Source organism: Pseudoduganella sp. jia 9, assembly GCF_055502615.1.
In genome coordinates, this window is sequence record NZ_JBUPWE010000007.1 from 23,559 (window position 1) to 43,908 (window position 20,350).

A 20,350-nucleotide genomic window follows, 5' to 3' on the forward strand; every position below is an offset into this window, starting at 1 on the left:
GCCTTGCCGGCACGCCGTCTCGCCGCCGCGGATGCGGATGCGGATGCGCCCCCCCAAGGATGTGTGCGGTTTCCAGGCTTATTTTGCCGGAATGAGAATTGGAGAGATTTCCACGATGGCGTTGTGACAACCTGATCCCGCCTTCGCCCCACGGCGAGGCGCGCGGTTTTGCTGATGTTCCGGTCTATCCATAACGCGAGAGGAGCTTCGATGAACACCGACATCCAGATCACATCCACGACAGGCCCTGACGAGACCACCGCACGGCTGGCGGAACTGAGCCAGCAGTTGCTGCAGAAGGTCGACGAACGGGTGGCGCCGACGGGAATCTTCCACTGGTCCCCCTTGCAGCCTTATGCCATCGCCAAATTCGATGGTTCCGACGCCGCGCCGCCGCTCCGGCAGCAACTGTTCGGCGACCTCTACGACGAGCTGGTCCGGGGCGTGCTGCCGTCGGCGCGCGCGCTGCCGGCCCTCGAAGCACTGGAGGCCCATGCGGCCAGGCACCGGGAAGGTGGCGTGGTGCCGATCGCGCTGGTCGAGCAGCGCTACACGACCGCGCGGCGCCGCTACGTCGCCGCGGTGGTGCGGCATGCAAAGGATGGCGTGCCGTTCGACGTGCCGGCCGGAGCGCCGACGCCAGAGCAGCTGCACGAGGCGGTCGAGCACCGGCAGGCCTTCCTGGCCGCGCCGCTGCTGAAGCAGGAATTCCTCGGCTTCGCGCCCGTGACGCCGAAACACTACGGCCTGGCGGTGCGCTTCAAGCTTGCGTCGGACTGCTTCCTGTGGAGTACCGGCACGCCGCCGGCGGCATTCGAGGTCGACCTGGACGACGGCCAGGGCTGGCGCAAGAGCGCGCTCGACGCCGAGCTGGCAACGGTCTATGCGACGGAGGGCCGCCGCCAGGTCTGGATTCGCGCGCTGGCGGACGGGCGGACGATGCTCGCGTCGTTCGAACTCGAGGTCGGCGCTGTCGCGGCACCGACGCCGAACCGGACGCTGTCGCTGAAATCCACGCTGCCGCCGAGAGACGGCGTCACGCCGACCGGCCAGGCGTTCGTCTTCTATGGCACGGGGAACGCGTCGCTGACGGCACCGGTGCTGGTCGCCGAAGGTTTCCCGGGCGGCTATTCGCTCGACTTCCTCTGGGAAAAGCTGAACCAGCAAAACCTTGCATCCGACCTGCTTGCGGGCGGCAAGGATCTCGTGATCATCGGCTTCAAGCAGGGCACCTTCTACATGGACGCCAACGCGGGGGTGGTCATCGACGCGATCGGGCAATGCGCGCAGGAGATGACGGCGCACGGGAAAACGCCTTCGCTGATCGTCGGCGGCGCCAGCATGGGCGGTGTCGTGGCGCGCTATGCGCTGGCGTACATGGAAGCGAACAAGCTGCCGCACCATACGTCGAAGTACTTTTCCATCGATTCCCCGCACAATGGCGCCTTCGTCCCGGTATCGGCCCAGATCTTCGCCAATTACCTGGCACCCTACAACAGCAACGTGAAAAAGGTGCAGGACCTGTTGCAGAGCAGCGCATCGCAGCAGTTGCTGCTGCTCTGGCTTACACCGGACAACAAGACGTGCAGCGCCGGCCCGAAACGCGCGGCGTTCAACGCGCAGCTGAAGGCGGCCGGATGGTATCCGAAGCAGCCGGCGAAGCATGCCGTGGCCGATGGCAGCGCGTTCGGATTCGCCAACCCCGACATGGACGGCGCGCAGGCGCTGTACTGGTCGCAGGCGTGCGCGGGCGCCGATCTCTATACGGCGCCGGGCGGCGCCGAGGACGACCGGCGCCTGCTGGCACGGATGGCGTACAAGGAGACCCGCTGGCAGTATTTCTACGCCGCCGGCGGACTGCTGCCCAGCCAGGAGTCGGCGCCGGGCGGCCTGTCGCCCGCCTATGACGGCATTGCCCAGGCACTGAAGGACGCCGGCGAAAACGCCACCGTCAAGATCGGCGCAACGTGCTTCATTCCCGTCATCAGCGCGCTGGGCATGGACGACCTGGACCCCTACGACAATGCCGCGCTGCGCACCAGCGTCTACGCGCTGTACGACAGCCCGAAGCGCGGCGGCACGTGGCTCGACAGCTATACGTTCCCCCTGTTCAGGAACCTGCAGCACATCGACATCGATGCCGGCCTGGCCGGCTGGATCGGCGCCACCCTGCAGGGCAAGACGCTGTTTGCCGTCAACGACGAAGGAAAGGTATTTTCCCTGCCCGATGGCGAACTGGTTGAAACGGCACACGGGGCGCTGGACGTGGGTCTCAATCCCGATGCGACGTTGTGGGTGCTGAGCAGGGACGGCAAGACGCTCTCCTGGCGGGCCCGCGGCGAGAACGCCTGGCACGATGTCGCCAGCCCGGTAGCGGCAGTGCACCTGGCCGGCCGGCCGAACATCGACGGCGCTCTGGTCGGCGATGCCGGCGGCGCCATGTACCTGGTGAAGAGGGACGGCACCGCCACGCCTTATGCGACGGGTCACACGGCGCGGGCCTTCTCGTTCAACCGGCTCGCCACGGTGTGGATCGCCGGCGGCGAGGAACGGGCAGGCGGATATGCCCTGTCCTGGTACGTGGGGACTTCCTTCGACCATGTCTGGCATACCCTGCCGGCGCCCGCCGCGGCGGTGGCCGTTGCCGTGCTGCCGAACGGCGGCGCGATGACGGTCGACAGCCATGGCGACGTACGGCTGTACCGCCAGGATGGCACCCACCAGGACTACCCGGGCGTCAAGGCGCGGCAGGTCGCCGCCGCCGGGGACGGTACCGTTTGGGTTCTCAGTGACCGGGCCCGCCCGGGCGGCTTCGCACCATGCCGGCTCGACTGGAGTACCGGCACGTGGCATGAACTGCCCGGTGCCGCCGCGGCGGTGAGGCTGGCGGCGTTGTAGCGACAGCGCTCCGGCAGCCCGGCCAGGGATGCCGGCATGCCCTCGTTCCCCGGTTCCGGGACCGGCGGAACGAGGGCCGCCATGCTCAGCGCCGCAGCTCCGCCATGATGCGCTCGGCCAGGAAGTCGCATGGCGGCCGCCGCGATTTGGCACTGCGTGCCAGGATGACTTCCAGCGCGTCGATCTCCGGCAGGCCCTGCGCCTGGCCGAGCAGGCTCAGGTGCCGGGGCACCGCGCACTGCGCCAGCGGCGCCACCGCCAGCCCGGCTTCGACCATGCTGAGCAGCCCCATCAGGCTGGGGCTTTCAAACGAGGTCCGATACGTGATCTTCGCCCGCTCCAGGCTGCGGATGGCGTTTTCCCGGGCGACGCTGCCGGGCAGGAACACCGCGATCGGCAGCGGCCTCTCGCGCCAGATCTCGTTCGCCCCGGGCGAGGCCGCCCAGACCATTGGTTCGAAACGGATGAATTCCCCCGACAGGCCCTTGACCCGCGTCGCGCAGACCAGGTCGACCGAGCCGTCCTTCACCATCGGCGCCAGCGCCACGCTGGGCAGGCCGACCACCTGGATCTCCACCTTCGGATACGTGGCGGAAAACTTCTTCAGGATCGCCGGCAGCAGCGACGAGGCATAGTCGTCCGGCACGCCGATGACGACGCGGCCGGTGATGTCGGGCCGCACCACGGCGGCCCACGCTTCCTCGCGCAGCGCCAGCATGCGCCGCGCATAGGTCAGCAGCACTTCGCCGTCCTGCGTGGGCGTGACGCTGCGCGGCTTGCGCACGAACAGCGCCTTGCCGAGCGCCGCTTCGAGCGTCTTGATCTGCATGCTGACCGCGGACTGCGAGCGATGCACGACTTCCGCCGCGCGGCTGATATTGCCGGTATCGGCCACGGCGACGATCATCGTCAGGACATCGAGGTCGAGTGCTTTCATTGCAATGCATTGCTTTCAATAGTCGATGGTTAGTCGAGTCCGCATCAGAAAAGCTGATAGTCACCTTCAATATTATGCGATTTTCTTGATCATGTGCGTGATGCATAGTGGCGTCAAAGGAGCTTGACCATGAACGCACGAACCGACCTGTCGAAACTTGCCGTCCCCGAGGTGTACTTCGCCACGCTGCCATCCGGAACCCGGGTGCCCTACGTGGCGACCGGCTATGGCGAGCCGCTGCTGTTCATCCATGGTTCCCTGTGCGACTACCGCTACTGGAACGCCCAGGCCAGCGTGCTGTCGAAGCAGTTCTTCTGCATGTCGGTCAGCCTGAGCCACTACTGGCCGGACGACCAGGACCGCATGCCGGGCGAATTCGGCTGGCGTACCCACGTCGAGGAACTGGCCGACTTCATCGCCATGATGGGCATGGGGCCGGTGCACGTGGTCGGTCATTCGCGCGGCGGCTGCGTGGCCTTCCACCTGGCGCGCGAATATCCGCACCTGGTGAAATCGCTGACGCTGGCCGATCCGGGCGGACCGCTGCAGGTCGATGGCATGCAAGAGGCACAGCTGCCGGCGGAAACGCTGGCTCTTCGGGCGAACGTGGCCGAGCTGATCGAGGCTGGCGCCATCGATGCCGGGCTTGAAATGTTCGTCGATTCGGTCAGCATGCCCGGGGCCTGGCGCAAGAGCCCACCGGGCTTCCGGCGCATGGCGATCGATAACGCGTCCACGCTGCCGAAGCAGTTCCGCGATCCGCTGCCGGCCTATACGCAGGCCGCCGCCGCCGGCCTGCGCTGCAAGGTGCTGCTCGTCGAAGGCGAGAAAAGCCCGCGCATGTACCGCGACAATGTCGCGCAGCTGCTCGAATGGTGCACGGATGCGGAGAAGCGCACCATCGCCGGCGCCTCGCATGGCATGGTTGCCACGCATGCGGCGGCGTTCAGCCGGCTGGTACAGGGTTTCGTCGGTACGGCGCCGGCATGATGCCCTGAGCGCTGGCTGGCGCCGCTTCGGCGGCCGTGGACGGCAGGGCCGGAATACGCATCACCTGCCATCCCCCTGGCCGGTATCCATGGCCGGGTCGCTGGTGCCGTCGAACCCCGTCTCGACGCGGCCGGCGAAGCGCCATATCGCAGCGCCGCTCGCCACCTGCGCGTCGTACCAGAGGCCGGGCAGCGCGATGCGTTCGGCACCGCCCGGCGCCACGGTGACCGTGCGCGGTGCCGGGTCGGCATAGGCCAGCATGGTCACTGTCGCATCGCGCGGCGCGGTGCCGCCGTTTTGGACTTCCAGCACGATGCGGTCACCCTCGCGCACGGCGCGCACGGCGACGTCCGGCGGCCCGCTGCCGCGCAGCGCGCGATGAAAGCCGTTGGGGCCGAGGATCCACAGGTCATAGTCACCCCGCGCGACCGCGCTTCCCTCTTCGGGCGCGGTCCACCGGTCGGCCAGCTCCCTGCCCGCTTCCACCGTGTAGCGGCGCGGCGCCTGGTCGAGCCGCAACCGGTCGTAGACGTGGAACACGGCGCCGGCCGTGCCGGTATTGACGAAGGTGAGCAGCACGCCGCCGGCGTCCGGTTCGCCCGGCGCTTCCTGCCGTGCTTCCTGCCGCGCTTCCTGCCGCGCTTCCTGCCGCGCTTCCTGCCGCGCTTCCTGCCGTGCTTCCGGCGACACGTCCAGCCGCGCCTCGAGCCGCGCCTCGAGCCGATACGGCAGCGCGCGCGATGGCCGCGTGCCCGGCTCCTGCCGGGGCGCCGCCTGCGCGCCTTCCACCGGCACCGCGATGGCGGGCGTGGCACGCTGGCGCGCCCGTTCCGCATCGGCCTGCGCCGTGCCGAATGCCGGCAGGCGCGGCGTCGCGGCATCGGGCGAAGCGAAATCGAAGCAGCTCGTCAGGTCGCCGCACACGGCGCGGCGCCACGCGCCGATGTTCGGTTCGGCCACGCCGAAGCGGCGTTCCAGGAAGCGCAGCACGGAGGTGTGGTCGAACACTTCCGAATTGACCCAGCCACCCTTGCTCCACGGCGACATCACCACCATCGGCACACGCGGGCCCAGGCCATACAGCAGGCCGTCGCCGTGGCATTCGTCGCCGAAGGCCACGGTCGACCTGCCGGCGCGCGTGCCGTCGCGCAGCAGCGCCGGCGGCGCCGGCGGCGGCACGTGGTCGAAGAAGGCATCGTTCTCGTCGTACATCTGCAGGAACACGGTGCCGCTCCACACCTCGGGATCAGCCAGCAGCGCTTCCAGCACCTGCAGCGTGTAGGCACCGCCCTGCACCGGCGTCGACGGCCCGGGATGCTCCGAATACAGGCGCGGCGAAATTACCCAGCTCACCTGCGGCAGGCGGCCGTTCACGACATCGTCGCGCAGGCCGTCCAGCGTGGCGTTGCCCAGCGTGCTGCTGACGCCCTTGTCCGCCAGGGCGTTCGGCCGTGCAGGATCGTGACGTCCGGCATGGGCCTCGCGGAAGGTGCGGAACGTCGTCAGCATATTGCAGTCGTAGTTGTCGGCCATGTCCGTGTAGACCTTCCAGCTGACGCCGGCCGCCTCCAGCCGCTCGGGGTAAGTGGTCCACGTGAAGGCCTGTTCGGGCGCGCCGAAACCTTCCATGCGGTTGTCGATCGCCGGACCGCCGTGCCGCCCGGACGGATCGTTGGTGCCGGTCATCAGGAACAGCCGGTTCGGGTTCGTGCCGCCCTGCAGCGAGCAGTGATAGGCATCGCACAGCGTGAACGCTTCGGCAAGCGCGAACTGGATCGGCAGCTCGGCGCGCGTGTAATGTGCCATCGACGCGTCGGTCTTGGCGCGCGGCCAGGCATCCAGGCGGCCACTGTCCCACGCGGCCTGCGCATCCGGCCAGGTATGCGGCAGGTCGAGCGCCGGCTGGGCATTGCCGGCCCGGGCATCGAGCCGGTACGGCATCACGATGCGGCGGCCGTTGTGCTGCTGCCAGACGGTGCGGCCGTCGCGCAGCGGGATCGCCATGCGGTCGCCGAAGCCGCGCACGCCGGCCAGCGTGCCGAAATAATGGTCGAACGAACGGTTTTCCTGCATGAGGATGACGACGTGGCGCACATCGGCCAGCGTGCCGGTGGCACGGCGCGCCGGCACGGCCAGCGCCTCGCGCAGCAGCGGCGACATCGCGCCGAGCGCGCCGGCCGCGGCCGTGGCGCCCAGGAAGCGGCGGCGGGAAAGACGGGGCATGCATCCTCCGTGGTTGTCGGGTGAGCGCCATTCGGCCTGGCGCAGCCAGCGCTCCCGCGGTAGCGGCAGCGTTACCGCCTGCGGCCGTGCGACGGCGTCCGTCCGCAGGACTGCCGGCGGGCCGCCTGCGGTGCGCCCTGCCGATCGTCCATGGTAAATCCGGTTTGTTACCGGAACACTACAGGCACCCGAACCGGTATCCCGGAGAGAAAAACATCTGGCCTGCCTGGCGTCAGAAGTAGTAGCCCGCCTGCAGGTTGATCCGCCGCGCCCACCGGTCATGCTGGCCCGCTGTCGAGGCCAGCCCGCCGAAGTCCGGCGAAATGTACGGGTGGTGCTTGCCCATCATCAGGTCGGCATAGAAGAACCATTTGCCGGCCGAGAAGGAAACCCCCGTGACGTTCTGCTTCGAGGGCCCATAGCTGGCGACCCGCTTGTGCAGCGCGCTGTAGTCGTTGTAGACCTTGAAGCCGCCGAACGGGCCGATCCTGCCCGGGATGTCGTAGCTGACGTTGGCGATGACGATGTCGCCTTTCGTTGCGACCGGGTACGGATAGCCGAAGCCGCCGACCATCACGAAGCTGTTGGCGTCCAGGCCGCCATAGGTCTGGGTGGGCGCGTGGCTGGTCTTGTAGCGGTAGCGCATCGCCTGCAGCATCACGGTGACCGGCCCCGGCGTGGCGCGGTAGTGGACGGCGAAGGCATTGCGGCGGGTGTCCTGGCCGGCGCCGTTGCGGATGTCGCCGCCCAGTAGCGAGGCGCCGAATTCCTGCTTGATCGCGGTATCGGCGTGCCAGGCCACGCGTGCGACCAGCGTGTTGCGCTCGCTGTCGCGCTGGCCCGTGCCGTAGCCCTGTTCGTCGTCGTCGCGCACGATGTTGTAGGAATAGCGGTTTGAGGCCGGCGCGGTGTTGTCGCCGCCGCCGTAGGAACCGCCGTCGCGGGGGAAGAAGGCAAGCTGCCACTCCAGCTTGCCCGGGGCGCTGGCGTAGGTGATGCCGGCGTCGTACTTGTCTTCGAAACCGGTATAGAAGGCGATCGACTCGTAGAAATTGTTGGAGGCGAACGGCAGCAGCCCGAACGGCACCTTGTCCAGCCCGACGCGCACGGTGCTGCGGTCGGCGAAGCGCAGGCCAACCCAGCCGTGATGCAGGAAATGCTGCCAGTAGCCGCCCTGCCCTTCCGGATAGCGGTTGTAGCGGTACTGGGCCGAGGCGATGCGCGTGCCGTCGTCATACTTGACTTCCAGGCGCACGGTGTCGAGGCCGACGAAGCCGCGCGGCTTTTCCGCCTGCCAGCCCTTGTGCACGTAATTGAAGCGGATCGCGCCACCGATCGTGAGCGGCGATGCCGGCTCGTCCGCATGGGCCGGGCCGCCCGCCAGCACGGCGGCGCCCAGCACGGCGGCGCCTGCGCGCCTGACTTGAATGCTGATCATGATGTTTCTCCCCGGCGCCCGCGGGCGCCGGTCCTCTCGAAAGTTGATGTCCCGATGGCTGTCGCGGAAAACGGTACTTCCGTCCCGGACGCGCGGTCAGCGCGGCTCTTTCGCGATGGCTTTGACGAAGCCGGCGATGAGCAGCAGCATGAGGGCGATGAAGGGTGGTCCCATGGCGACCGCCCCGGCCTGGATGGCCTTGAGGCGGTATTATCGCCGATGACGAACAGGATCACCGTCACGATTGAGATCAGTCGCGATTGAATTCAGCAGCAGACAGACCACGCGATGCACCGCCGGCGTGTCCGTATCGCCACCGGCCTCAAGCATTGCGGGGTACCTGACTCGCACCCCGATCCGGTTCATACTGTCGACCCCGCAACCACCGAAAGAGGCCCGATGAACACGATCCCCACCGATGCATGCTTTGAAGCCCGGCTGCTGCGCCCGGCGGACTATCAGGGCGAGGCCCCCTGGGCGTTCGTCATCCTGCCCAAGGCGGAAAGCGACAGGTTCCCGCGCCGCGGACGGACCAGCGTGGAAGGCTGGCTCGATGGCCATCCGTTCCAGGCCGTTCTCGAGCCGGACGGGCAGCTGAGCCACTGGCTGAAGATCCCCGCGGCGCTGCTCGAACGGTCGGGTGCCGGGGCGGGAAGCCGGGTGACGCTCGCGCTGCAGCCGCTGGCGGACGAACTGGAACCCCAGGTACCGCCGGAATTGCTGGCGGCACTCGCGGCGTCGCCGCCAGCCAGGGCGGCATGGGACAGCACCACGACGATTGCCCGCATCGACTGGATCCACTGGATCGGCTCCGCCAGGCAGGAAAAAACGCGCCTGAGCCGCATCGCCGGGGCGTGCGACATGCTGGCCTCCGGCAAAAAACGCGTGTGCTGCTTCGACCCGTCGGGCTACTACAGCAAGGCATTCCGCGCGCCGCGGGAAGCGTCCTGACGGCAGGCAGCCCGGTCACGGCCGCGTTCCGCGGGCCGGCACTACTCCAAGATCCGGGACCGGGCCACCCGGTCCAGTCCAATTTTTTGGACATTTCCACCCTCCCCGTACAGGTTAATCAAGTAGAAACAATAACTTAGCCATTCAAACCAGAATGGCATGGCGCTTGCTATCTACGAGCCACCCCCGCGGTGGCTCACCGCGGTCCCTAAAAAACGGAGACTGCAATGCAAACGAAGCGCCCACTCACCCTGTATATCCTGCTCGCGATGCTGCTCGGCATCGCGGTCGGCCATGCCTGCCACACGGTATTCCCCGACAAGGCGGTGACGAGCGACATTTCCTCGCACATCTCGCTGGTGACGGACATCTTCCTGCGCCTGATCAAGATGATCATCGCGCTGCTGGTGTTCTCCACGCTGACGATCGGTATCGCCAACCTGGCGGACGGCAAGGCCGCCGGCCGCATCGGCGCCAAGGCGTTCGGCTGGTTCATGCTGGCCTCACTGGTGTCGCTGGCGCTGGGCATGGGCTTGTCCAACCTGCTCCAGCTCGGCACCAACCTCGGCTTGCCGCTGCCCGCCGCCGATGCCAGCACCGGCCTGAAGACCGCGGCCTTCACGCTGAAGGACTTCATTTCCCACGTGGTGCCCAAGTCGCCGATCGAGGCGATGGCCAACAACGAGATCCTGCAGGTGCTGGTGTTCTCGATCTTCTTCGGTTCCGCGCTCGGCGCGCTGGGCGAATCGGGCAAGCGCCTGGTGGGCGTGGTCGACGAACTGGCGCAGGTGATGCTGCGTATTACCGGCACCATCATGAACCTGGCGCCACTGGCCGTGTTCGCCGCGATGGCGTCGGTCGTCACCACCAACGGCCTGGGCATCCTGCTCACCTTCGCCAAGTTCATGGGCGGCTTCTACCTGGGCCTGTTCTGCCTGTGGCTGCTGCTGATCGGCGCCGGTTTCCTGGCGCTGGGGCCGCGCGTGTTCCGCCTCGTCGGCCTGATCCGCGAGCCGTTCCTGCTGGCCTTCTCCACCGCCAGTTCGGAAGCCGCGTACCCCAAGCTGCTGGTGGCGCTCGACAAGTTCGGCGTGCAGCGCCGCATCTCCAGCTTCGTGCTGCCGATGGGTTATTCGTTCAACCTGGACGGCTCGATGATGTACTGCACCTTCGCCGTGCTGTTCATCGCCCAGGCCTACGGCATCGACCTGTCGGTCGGCACGCAGATCACCATGCTGCTGCTGCTGATGCTGACCTCCAAGGGCATGGCCGGCGTACCGCGCGCATCGCTGGTGGTGATCGCCGCGACGCTGACCCAGTTCAACATCCCCGAAGCGGGACTGCTGCTGCTGATGGGTGTCGACCAGTTCCTCGACATGGGCCGCTCCGCCACGAACGCCGTGGGCAATGCGGTGGCCACCGCCGTGGTGGCCAAGTGGGAGGGCGCGCTGGAAGACCCCACGCCGGGACAGGCGGAAAACGCCGACCGGCACGGCCACGTCCACGCCGCTTGAATCACACAATAACAGGGAGACCCCATGAAACATGCAGTCACCGCCGCGCTGGCACTGGCCTGCGCCGCCGCGCACTGCCAATCGCAGGTCAAGGTCTACGGCGTGATGGACGCCGGCCTGGTGGCCGAATACGGCGGACCGGCAGGCACGCGCACCGGCATCACCGGCGGCGTCGCTTCCGGCTCCCGCCTGGGCGTCAAGGGCAGCGAAGACCTGGGCGGCGGGCTGGCCGCCAACTTCGTGCTGGAAAGCGGCATCAACATCGATACCGGCACATCCGGCCAGGGCGGCGTGCTGTTCGGCCGCCAGGCCTGGGTCGGCCTGTCCGGCGCATTCGGCAGCATCAGCGCGGGCCGCCAGCTGTCGCCGTACTACAAGGTACTGCGCGACGTGGCCGATCCCTTCTGCGATGGCCTGGCCGGGCAGGCGATGAACATCATCGCGGGCTACCGGCGCATCGACAACTCGGTGGCGTATGCCACGCCCCGGGTGGCCGGCTGGCAGGCCGACGTGGCGTACGGCGCGGGCGAGGTGGCGGACCAGGCGGCCGTCAACGGCAGCCGCAAGCGCGTCATCAGCGCTGCGCTGGGCTACTCGCGCGGACCGCTGGCCGTCTCGCTGGCCCACCATCGGCGCGAGGACGCGCTGCTGCCGGACCACACCGGCAATTCGCTGCTTGCGGCGCGCTACACGGCGGGCGCCGTCACCGCGCACGCGGCCCTGGTGCGTGCCCGCGGCCTCGGCGGCGACAGAAGCCGCGACGCCCTGCTCGGCGTGGGCTACACGGCCGGCCCGCACCGCGTGATCTTCTCGGTGATCCGGCATGACGACCGCACCGCGGCCCGGCGCGACGCGCTGCAGGCCGGCGCCGCCTACCTGTACGCGCTGTCGCGCCGCAGCGACGTGTATGCGGCCTACGGCCATATCGACAACGATCGCGGCGCCGCGTTCCGGGTCGGCAATGCCACCGACGACGGCAGCGGCAACGCCGCCTTCAATCTCGGTTTCAGGCACGTGTTCTGACGGTACGGGAGCGGGTATTTGCTATAGTCGTCAGGATGCCAGTCCCGTCCGATAACCCTGCCGAGATGGTCAATGAGGCTGCTGCCGAGGTGGCCAATGAGGCGGCCCATGAGGCGGCCAGCCCGCGGCCGCCCGTGCCGCGCCGGCGCTGGTCGCGCCGCGCGCTGATGGGCTGGTGCGCCGCGCTGGCGGGCGGCCTGGTACTGGCCTGGGCCGTCCATGGATGGACCGTGGAATCGAGCACGGAAAGGCTGCGCGCGGCGGGCGCGCAGCGGCTCGAGGTGTACGCGGCCAGCTTGCAGAACCTGCTCGACAAGTATGACTTCCTGCCGCACATGCTGGAGCTGGACAAGGACGTGCAAGCCCTGCTGGCGCATCCGGACGACGGCGCGCGCCGGCGGGAAATGAACGGCTACCTGGAACGCCTGAGCAGGCAGGCCGGCTCGCGCATCATCTATATCGTCGATCTGCAAGGCCGCACGCTGGCGGCGAGCAACTGGCGCCAGAAAAACAGCTTCGTCGGCGACGACATCGGCTTCCGGCCCTACCTGCAGGATGCGCTGCGCGGCCGGCCGAGCGGCTTCTACGGCGTGGGCACCACCAGCGGCGAGCCTGGCTATTTCTATGCGCGGGGCGTCCACCGCGATGGCCGCATGCTGGGCGTCGCCGTCGTCAAGGTGAACATCGAAGCACTGGAGCGGGGCTGGGTGCAGGGCGCCGACAAGGTCATGCTGGCCGACGCCAACGGCGTGCTGTTCCTGTCGTCCGCGCCGGCGTTCAAATACCACACGCTGCGCCCCCTGCCCGGCAGCGTGCGCGCCCGCCTCGAACAGACGCGCCAGTACCACCGCCTGCCGCTGCCGCCGTTACCCATCGGCCGCGACGAGCCACGCGCCGGCGGCACGCGCGTGGTGGCCATCGGGCCGCCCGCGGGCAGCGGCGCCGGGAACGCCGGCACGCCTCCGCTGCTGATGCAGACGCGCTCGCTGGCGCCGCGCCAGTGGACGTTCATCTACCTGTCGGACCTCGGCCAGGCGCGCGCCAGCGCCCGCGCGGCCACGCTGTTCGCCTGCCTGGCGTACGGCTTCCTGCTGCTGCTGTTCCTGCATGTGCGGCAGCGCCTGCGGGCCAGGGCGCAGTTGCAGGATGCCTACGATGAGCTGGAACGGATGGTGGCCGAACGCACCGCCCGGCTGGAACGCACCACGCACAGCCTGATCGGCGAGATGGACGTGCGGCGCCAGGCCGAGCAGCAATTGCACCGCACCCAGAACGAGTTGTACCAGGCCGGCAAGATGGCCGTGCTGGGCCAGATGTCGGCCAGCATCACGCATGAGCTGAACCAGCCGCTGACGGCGCTGCGCACCATGGCCGACAATGCCGTGCTGCTGTTCGAGCGTGGCCGCATGGCGGAAGCGCGGGAAAACCTGGCGAAGATCTCGCAGATCGTGGCGCGCATGGGCGGCATCACGGGCAAGCTGAAAGCTTTCGCGCGCAAGTCCAATGCCGGGCTGGCCCCCGCTTCGATCCACACCGCCGTCGCGAATGCGCTGGTGCTGGTGGAGCGCCGCCTGCAGCTGGACCAGGTAGCCTTCAGCCTCGATATCGGCGAGGCCGACGTTTACGCGCTGTGCGACAGCAATCTGCTGGAACAGGTGCTGCTGAATCTGATGACGAATGCGCTCGACGCGCTGGCCACGCTGGAACGCGGCGTGCCCCGCGCGCTGTCGGTCAGCGTCACGCGGCCGGCCGGCCCGGTGCTGATCCGCGTGTCCGACAATGGACCCGGCCTGTCGGACGAAGCGCGCGGCCGCCTGTTCGAGCCATTCTTCACCACCAAGCCGCAGGGCGAGGGCCTCGGGCTGGGCCTGGCCATCTCGGAGCAGATCATCCGCGACTTCGGCGGCAGCCTGCGCGCCGAGCCCACCGTTACCGGTGCCTGCTTCGTCATCGAACTGCGGGCGGCACCCATGGAGCCATGATGGACGACATCGAAGTCATACTGGTCGAGGACGACGCCGCCGTGCGCGAGGGCAGCGCCCAGGCGCTCGACCTGGCGGGTTTCAGCGTGCGTGCGTTCGACAATGCCGAGGCGGCGCGCGGCCTGCTGCATGCGCACTGCCGCGCCGTGCTGGTGAGCGACGTGCGGCTGCCCGGCATGAGCGGGCTGGAGTTGCTGGCGGCCGTGCGCGCCGCCGATCCCGACCTGCCCGTGATCCTGGTCACCGGCCACGGCGACATCGCCATGGCGGTGCAGGCAATGCACGACGGCGCCTACGATTTCATCGAGAAGCCCTACTCGTCGGCGCAACTGGCCGCCGTGGTCCGGCGCGCGGCCGACAAGCGCCGCCTGCAGCTGGAAGTGCATGGCCTGCGCCAGCGGCTGGCGCACAGCCAGGGCATCGACGCCGCGCTGCTCGGCAACGCGCCGGCCATGCACGAGCTGCGCCGCCTGATACTGGACGTGGCAAGCCAGCCGGCCGACGTGCTGGTCTATGGCGAGACCGGCACCGGCAAGGAACTGGTGGCGCGCTGCCTGCACGAGTTCAGCGAAAGGGCCGCCCACCATTACGTGGCCATCAATTGCGGCGCGATACCGGAAACGATTTTCGAGAGCGAACTGTTCGGCCATGAAGCCGGCGCGTTCACCGGCGCGGCCAAGCGCCAGACCGGCAAGATCGAGCACGCGTCGAAAGGCACGCTGTTCCTCGACGAGATCGAGAGCCTGCCGCTGGCGATGCAGGTGAAGCTGCTGCGCGTGCTGCAGGAGCGCCATGTCGAACGCCTGGGCTCGGTACAGCTGCTGCCGGTGGACGTGCGCGTGATCGCCGCGTCCAAGGCGGACCTGCAGGAACTGGTGAAGACGGGCCAGTTCCGCGCCGACCTGTATTACCGCCTGAACCTGATCGTGCTGCGCATCCCGCCGCTGCGCGAACGGCGCGAGGACATTCCGCTGCTGTTCGAGCACTTCATGCTCGATGCCGCCGGCCGCTACCGGCGCGCCGTTCCCGCCGTGCCCGCCGCGCACATGCAGGCGCTGATGCGGCACGACTGGCCGGGCAATGTGCGCGAACTGCGCAACGCGGCCGACCGCTACGTGCTGGGCCTGCATGGCGCCCTGCCCGGGGTTGCCGCCGGCGACGAGCCTGCCGGCGCGTTGCCGGCTTCGCTGGCGGACCAGGTCGGAGCCTTCGAGCGGGCCCTCGTCGAAGCGGCGCTGCGCAGTGCGGGCGGCAACGTGGCTGCCGCGTGCGCCACGCTGAGCCTGCCCAAGCAGACCATGTACCACAAGATGCAGAAGTACGGCCTGGTGGCGGAGGACTTTCGCTAGCGCTGCAGCATGGTGCAGAATCGCTGCACCGTGGGGCAATGGCACGGCCTCCGGGCGTGGCGCCCCGGCCTTGCACACTTGCCGCGGCCTTGCATGATTCTTGCCTGCTTCAGGCGTGCACGCGATCCGCAACCGGCATGCCCCGCATGACAGGCATTGCATGAGCTGGCTTGCATGCTTCGGCTGCAGGCGGATGTCCGGCGCGCTGTACCTCGACCAGGAGAAGACCATGAACGCGGCAGGCACGCAGGGCGCCCCGGCACTCAGGCAGACACTCGGCACGGTCCAGCTATGGGGGATCGCCGTCGGCCTGGTGATCTCGGGCGAGTATTTCGGCTGGAGCTATGGATGGGCTTCGGCGGGCACGCTGGGCTTCGCGGTGACGGCCATCTTCGTCGCGCTGATGTACACCTGCTTCATCTTCAGCTTCACGGAACTGACCACCGCGATCCCGCAGGCGGGCGGGCCCTTCGCCTACAGCAAGCGGGCGTTCGGCGCGACCGGCGGGTATATCGCGGGCGCGGCGACGCTGATCGAATTCGTGTTCGCGCCGCCGGCCATCGCGCTGGCGATCGGCTCCTACCTGAACGTGCAGTTCCCCGGGCTCGATCCGAAGTGGGTCGCCGTGGGCGCCTACCTGCTGTTCATGACGCTCAATATCGCCGGCGTGCAGCTTGCCGCGACATTCGAACTGCTGATCACCGTGCTGGCCATCGGCGAACTGCTGGTCTTCATGGGCGTCGTCTCGCCCGGCTTCTCGCTGGCCAGCTTCATGCGCGGAGGCTGGGCCGGGCAGGAAGATTTCAGCATGGCCGCGATTCCCGGCATGCTGGCGGCGATCCCGTTCGCGATCTGGTTCTTCCTGGCGATCGAGGGCGTGGCCATGGCGGCCGAGGAAGCAAGGAACCCGCGCCGCTCGATTCCCGTCGCCTATGTCGCCGGCATCCTCACCCTCGTGGCACTGGCGATCGGCGTGATGGTGTTCGCCGGCGGCGTGGGCGACTGGACGAAGCTGGCCAACATCAACGTCCGCTGCCGCAGGCAATGAAGGCCGTCGTCGGGGCGGACAGCGGCTGGCTGCACATGCTGGTCTGGCTCGGCCTGTTCGGCCTGGTCGCGTCGTTCCACGCCATCATCCTGGGCTACTCGCGCCAGATCTTCGCCCTGGCACGCGAAGGGTTCCTGCCGCGCGGCCTGGCGCGCATCCACCCGCGCTTCCGCACCCCGCACCTGGCCGTGCTGGCCGGCGGCGCGGTGGGCATGATCGCCATCTTCAGCGACCGGCTGGTGAGCTTCGGCGGGCAGACGCTGACCGCCAATATCGTCACCATGTCGGTGTTCGGCGCCATCACGATGTACATCGTCAGCATGCTCAGCCTGTTCAGGCTGCGCCGTACCGAGCCCGGCATGATGCGGCCGTGGCGTGCGCCGGGTTATCCGTGGGTGCCGGCCTTCGCCGTGGCCGCGGCGGGCGTCTGCCTGGTGACGATGGTGTACTACAACTTCCTGATCTTCTGCGCCTACCTCGGCCTGATGGGCGCCGGCTATGCCGTCTTCCTGCTCGGCCGCGGCCGGCAGCCTGCCGCATCTGCCGTGGAGACCGGCTGATCCCCCGTGCCTTGTAAGCTGCCGCTTGAAAGCGCCCGCCCTGAAAGCTCCCGCTCCGCGCGCCGCGGCACCGCCATTCATGGCGGCCGGGGCGTCGCCGGCCAGGCGGGAACGCCGCCAGCCCGTCAGCGCGCCGCCGCCGGCGCGCTGGTCCGCGGCTCGATGGCGGTAATGCTCACCGCCACCGGATCACTGGCGGGAAAGGACTCGTCGAGGGCCTCGTCGAGCTGGTCGGATTCGTGCTCCGCCGTGCTGGCGGGAACCGGGCGGTCCGCCGGCGGGGATTGTCGGGTGGTCGTCATGGGGCCTCCTCCGGTATCGGGAATGCTCATTCTAGTCCGCCCGGCGCGGCGTGCAGCCATGCCGGAAGTGATAGCCGCATGCCGGGGCCACATTCCGGCGGTGCCCGTGCCGGTGACGGCGACGGCCACCAGCCAGCCGCCTCAGGGAAGCGCCTCGCGCAACTCCCAGGTATTCCTGCCGGCGGCCTTGGCCGCATACAGGGCTTCGTCGGCAACCTTCAGCATGCGCTCCGCCGGGATCCTGCCGGTGCCGTGCGCCACCCCCACCGTGGCGGTCACGGCGAGGTGCAGTCCGCCGCAGCTGAATGGCTGCCGTATCGCATACAGCAGCTTCAGGATCAGCGGCTCGACGGCTGCCGGCGTATCGACCAGTTCCAGCACGATGACGAACTCGTCCCCCGACAGGCGCGCTACCGTATCGACCTTGCGCAGCGTCGACCGCAGCCGCTGCGCAAACTCGCACAGCACCTGGTCGCCGATGGCGTGGCCATGCGTATCATTGATCTGCTTGAAATAATCGACGTCGAAGAATGCCAGCGCCAGCCCGCGCTCGACCCGCCGCGCCCGCGCCAGCGCGGCCGGCAGCTCGGCCTCGAACATGCGCCGGTTGTTCAGGCCTGTCAGGGTATCGGTGCGGGTCAGCAGCGCCAGCCTGCTTTCGGCATCCTGCCGCTGTTGCGACAATGCAAAGAATGCGCGGCTGAGACTGCCGATCTCGTCGGCGCGCGGCGAGTCCAGCACCCCGATGTCGACGGCACCCGCCGACAGCCGTTCCACGCGCCCCTGCAGGCGCTGCAATGGCTTGAGCAGTACCACGGTCAGCCACAGGCCGATCGCCGCGGCCAGCACGGTCACGACGCCCATCGACACCCAGGCCGCCTGCTCGCCGCGCCGCAGCGGCGCATAGGCCTCCGCGACCGGGTAGACGACGCCGAGTATCCAGCCCGACCTGCGCAGGCGGGTCGTCGCCACCAGCGCGCGCTGTCCCTCCTTGGTCATGCCTTCGGTCCAGCCTTCGAAGCCTGCCATGGCACGCCGGGTGATGTCCGTCGCCCCGCCCTCTTCCTGCCAGACATTTTTCAGTACGCGGGCGGCGTGCGGGTGATACATGATGGTGCCGCGTTCGTCCAGCAGGAAGAAATACGACGAACGGGCCGGACGCAGCGATTGCAGATGGCCCATGAACCGCGCATTGAGCAGGCTGAGCCCGCCGCCGAGGATCGCCGCCACGCTGCCGTCGGCACCGATGACGGGTTCGACCAGCATGACGGCGGGCTTGCCGGTCAGCGGGCTGCGAAACGGCGGCGAGATCGTTCCTTCCCGCTGCGCCAGCGTATCGAGCAGCGTCCTGCCGCCCGCTGCGGAGCGGTCGCCGACCGCGCGCCGGTCGGCCAGGTTGGCGATCACCTGGCCGGCCGGATCGAAGACCACCACGTTGTCGAATTCCTCGCGCAGCACGCCGTGCTGCTCGAGCAGCGCCTGGGCGGCCGCGCCGTCATGGGGCCGGGGTTGGCCGGCCGCTTCGGCGATCGAGCGCAGCAGGACACGCCTGGCGGAGATTTCCTGGTCCAGCGCCGCGGCGGCACTGGCCAGCAGCGTGGCCTCGTGGTTGCCGACAATTCCCTGCATCTGCTGCCGCATCGGCAGCAGCACCGCGAACGATGCCAGCACGGCGGCCGCCAGCGCCACCATGCTGACGACCAGGGCAATGCGGAACTTCAGCGTCCGCGGCAAGACCCGCAGCACGCCGGCGCGGGGCGCTTCGATGCGACCGGTCATCCAGGCCAGCCGGGCTGCGCCAGCGAAAACGCCCGCAGCGTCCGAAGGACGCTCGGCATCGGTTTGTCCGCCAGCACGGCGATCGCCCGCAACGGGTCATGTCGGTCGGTCATGTCAACTCCGCCTGCACGGGACGAGCGTCGATGCTGCAACGCGCGGCGCCAGCCAGCTAATACGATGGTCGAGAAATGCGGATTCGGGGCCAGGAAAGCACTGCCGCGTCGTGGCGGCACATGTCGGAAAAAGTTCCTGATCGGACCGAACCGGCGCAAAAGGGGCGAAAGAGGCGGCAGCGATCACATGCGGTAGCGCAGGCATTGTAGCCCAGCGCCTGCACCGGGCTGTCATCAAATGCAAATATAGCTGCCGCAAAGCCACATATTTCCGGCCGGCGCGGCGCTATTCGGCGAACGCCTCCACCACCAGCGTGCGCAGCCAGCGGTTGCCCTCGTCCTGGTTGTATCGCCGGTGCCAGAACACGTTGGTCTGCAGGGCCGCAAGCGGCAGCGGCGATGCCGCGTAGGCCAGGCCGAACGGCGCGGCAACCCGCTCGGCCAGCTTGCGCGGCACCGTCACCACCAGGTCGGTGGTGCCGACAATGTATGGCGCGGCCGAGAAATGCGGCACCGAAAAGCTGGCGGCGGCAAGGATGCCGGCCTTCTGCAATGCCGTGTTGATGGCGTCGTACGGGCTTTCCAGCGCGGCTACCACCAAGTGCCGTGCGCCGGCCAGGCGCTCCATCGTCAGCGGCCCGCTCGCCAGCGGGTGCCCGGCGCGGAACAGGCAGACGTGATCCTGCCGGAACAGGCGGCGGTGGTACAGCGCATCGGGCGCATCGTCGAACGCGGCGATGGCGAGATCGATGCGGCCCGCCTCCATCTCCGCCCGCAGGCTGGCGGAACCGGCGCGCACCGAGGCGATCGCCACGCCGGGCGCCGCCGCGCCGCACAGCTCGACCAGGCGCGGCATGAAGTACACCTCGCCCACGTCGGTCATGGCGAGCGTGAAGCGCCGGCGGCTCGCTGCCGGGTCGAACGCCTGTGCCGGCGCCAGCGCCTGCTCCAGGTGCGCCAGCGCGGCCGCCACCGGCTCGGCCATGCGCTCGGCGTAAGGTGTCGGCTGCATGCCGGCGGCGACGCGCACGAACAGTTCATCGCCCGTCGCGCGGCGCAGGCGCGCCAGCGCGTTGCTGACTGCCGATTGCGTCAGGCGCAGGCGGCGTGCCGCGGCGGAGATCTGCCGCTCGCGGAAGACTTCCTGGAACACCAGCAGCAGGTTCAGGTCCAGGTCACGCAGCTCCATTCGGCCCTCTATTTCAAACGTAAATACTTCACATTTTCTCATTCATGGCACCAA

General features: G+C 68.5%; 14 protein-coding genes and 1 pseudogene. 9 read left to right on the forward strand and 6 right to left on the reverse strand.

The features are described 5' to 3' along the window. Positions 1-210 precede the first annotated feature (210 nt). The gene (locus ACY34H_RS09785; protein WP_464977309.1) at positions 211-2,898 is read left to right on the forward strand and encodes a PGAP1-like alpha/beta domain-containing protein; all 2,688 of its coding nucleotides are present in this window, start codon (positions 211-213) and stop codon (positions 2,896-2,898) included. Between the two features lie 85 nt (positions 2,899-2,983). Here ACY34H_RS09785 and ACY34H_RS09790 read toward each other — a convergent pair whose 3' ends face one another. After that, positions 2,984-3,835 carry a LysR substrate-binding domain-containing protein gene (locus tag ACY34H_RS09790; RefSeq protein ID WP_464977310.1) on the reverse strand — a complete coding sequence of 284 codons (852 nt, stop codon included), beginning with the start codon at positions 3,833-3,835 and terminating at the stop codon, positions 2,984-2,986. A gap of 129 nt (positions 3,836-3,964) precedes the next feature. Here ACY34H_RS09790 and ACY34H_RS09795 point away from each other — a divergent pair, with 129 nt between their 5' ends. Next, positions 3,965-4,825 carry an alpha/beta fold hydrolase gene (locus tag ACY34H_RS09795; RefSeq protein ID WP_464977311.1) on the forward strand — a complete coding sequence of 287 codons (861 nt, stop codon included), beginning with the start codon at positions 3,965-3,967 and terminating at the stop codon, positions 4,823-4,825. A gap of 60 nt (positions 4,826-4,885) precedes the next feature. Here the strand turns inward: ACY34H_RS09795 and ACY34H_RS09800 are convergent, their stop codons facing one another. Together ACY34H_RS09800 and ACY34H_RS09805 are read right to left on the reverse strand one after the other, a co-directional pair. Further along, positions 4,886-7,048, reverse strand: coding sequence for a phosphocholine-specific phospholipase C (locus tag ACY34H_RS09800; RefSeq protein ID WP_464977312.1), 2,163 nt, complete (start codon positions 7,046-7,048; stop codon positions 4,886-4,888). A 232-nt stretch (positions 7,049-7,280) separates the two neighbouring features. Continuing rightward, complete coding sequence (locus tag ACY34H_RS09805) at positions 7,281-8,486, reverse strand: hypothetical protein (protein ID WP_464977313.1); 1,206 nt, start codon at positions 8,484-8,486, stop codon at positions 7,281-7,283. A gap of 54 nt (positions 8,487-8,540) precedes the next feature. Between ACY34H_RS09805 and ACY34H_RS09810 the strand changes: the two genes are divergently transcribed. From ACY34H_RS09810 to eat, 7 genes and pseudogenes are all read left to right on the forward strand, one after another. Continuing rightward, positions 8,541-8,750, forward strand: coding sequence for a hypothetical protein (locus ACY34H_RS09810; RefSeq protein ID WP_464977314.1), 210 nt, complete (start codon positions 8,541-8,543; stop codon positions 8,748-8,750). A 135-nt stretch (positions 8,751-8,885) separates the two neighbouring features. Then, positions 8,886-9,437, forward strand: a complete 552-nt coding sequence (locus ACY34H_RS09815; protein WP_464977315.1) for a YdeI/OmpD-associated family protein — start codon at positions 8,886-8,888, stop codon at positions 9,435-9,437. Positions 9,438-9,664: 227 nt separating this feature from the next. Then, entirely contained in the window at positions 9,665-10,951 is a 1,287-nt protein-coding gene (locus tag ACY34H_RS09820) for a dicarboxylate/amino acid:cation symporter (RefSeq protein ID WP_464977316.1), read from the forward strand. Positions 10,952-10,975: 24 nt separating this feature from the next. After that, complete coding sequence (locus ACY34H_RS09825) at positions 10,976-11,974, forward strand: porin (RefSeq protein ID WP_464977317.1); 999 nt, start codon at positions 10,976-10,978, stop codon at positions 11,972-11,974. 35 nt (positions 11,975-12,009) lie between these two features. After that, positions 12,010-13,956, forward strand: coding sequence for a sensor histidine kinase (locus ACY34H_RS09830; RefSeq protein ID WP_464977318.1), 1,947 nt, complete (start codon positions 12,010-12,012; stop codon positions 13,954-13,956). Beyond that, complete coding sequence (locus tag ACY34H_RS09835; RefSeq protein ID WP_464977319.1) at positions 13,953-15,305, forward strand: sigma-54-dependent transcriptional regulator; 1,353 nt, start codon at positions 13,953-13,955, stop codon at positions 15,303-15,305. The genes ACY34H_RS09830 and ACY34H_RS09835 overlap by 4 nt, the downstream gene beginning before the upstream one ends. A gap of 229 nt (positions 15,306-15,534) precedes the next feature. Continuing rightward, positions 15,535-16,913: pseudogene (eat, locus tag ACY34H_RS09840) on the forward strand (ethanolamine permease). Between the two features lie 125 nt (positions 16,914-17,038). On the opposite strand, the gene ACY34H_RS09845 reads toward eat, so the two are convergent. From ACY34H_RS09845 to ACY34H_RS09855, 3 genes are all read right to left on the reverse strand, one after another. After that, a complete protein-coding gene (locus ACY34H_RS09845; protein ID WP_464977320.1) occupies positions 17,039-17,215 on the reverse strand; it encodes a hypothetical protein in 177 nt (58 codons plus the stop codon). Positions 17,216-17,356: 141 nt separating this feature from the next. After that, entirely contained in the window at positions 17,357-18,994 is a 1,638-nt protein-coding gene (locus ACY34H_RS09850; protein ID WP_464977321.1) for a diguanylate cyclase domain-containing protein, read from the reverse strand. Between the two features lie 399 nt (positions 18,995-19,393). Beyond that, positions 19,394-20,296 (reverse strand): LysR family transcriptional regulator, encoded by a 903-nt coding sequence (locus tag ACY34H_RS09855; protein ID WP_464977322.1) that lies wholly within the window; start codon positions 20,294-20,296, stop codon positions 19,394-19,396. Between the last annotated feature and the right edge of the window lie 54 nt (positions 20,297-20,350).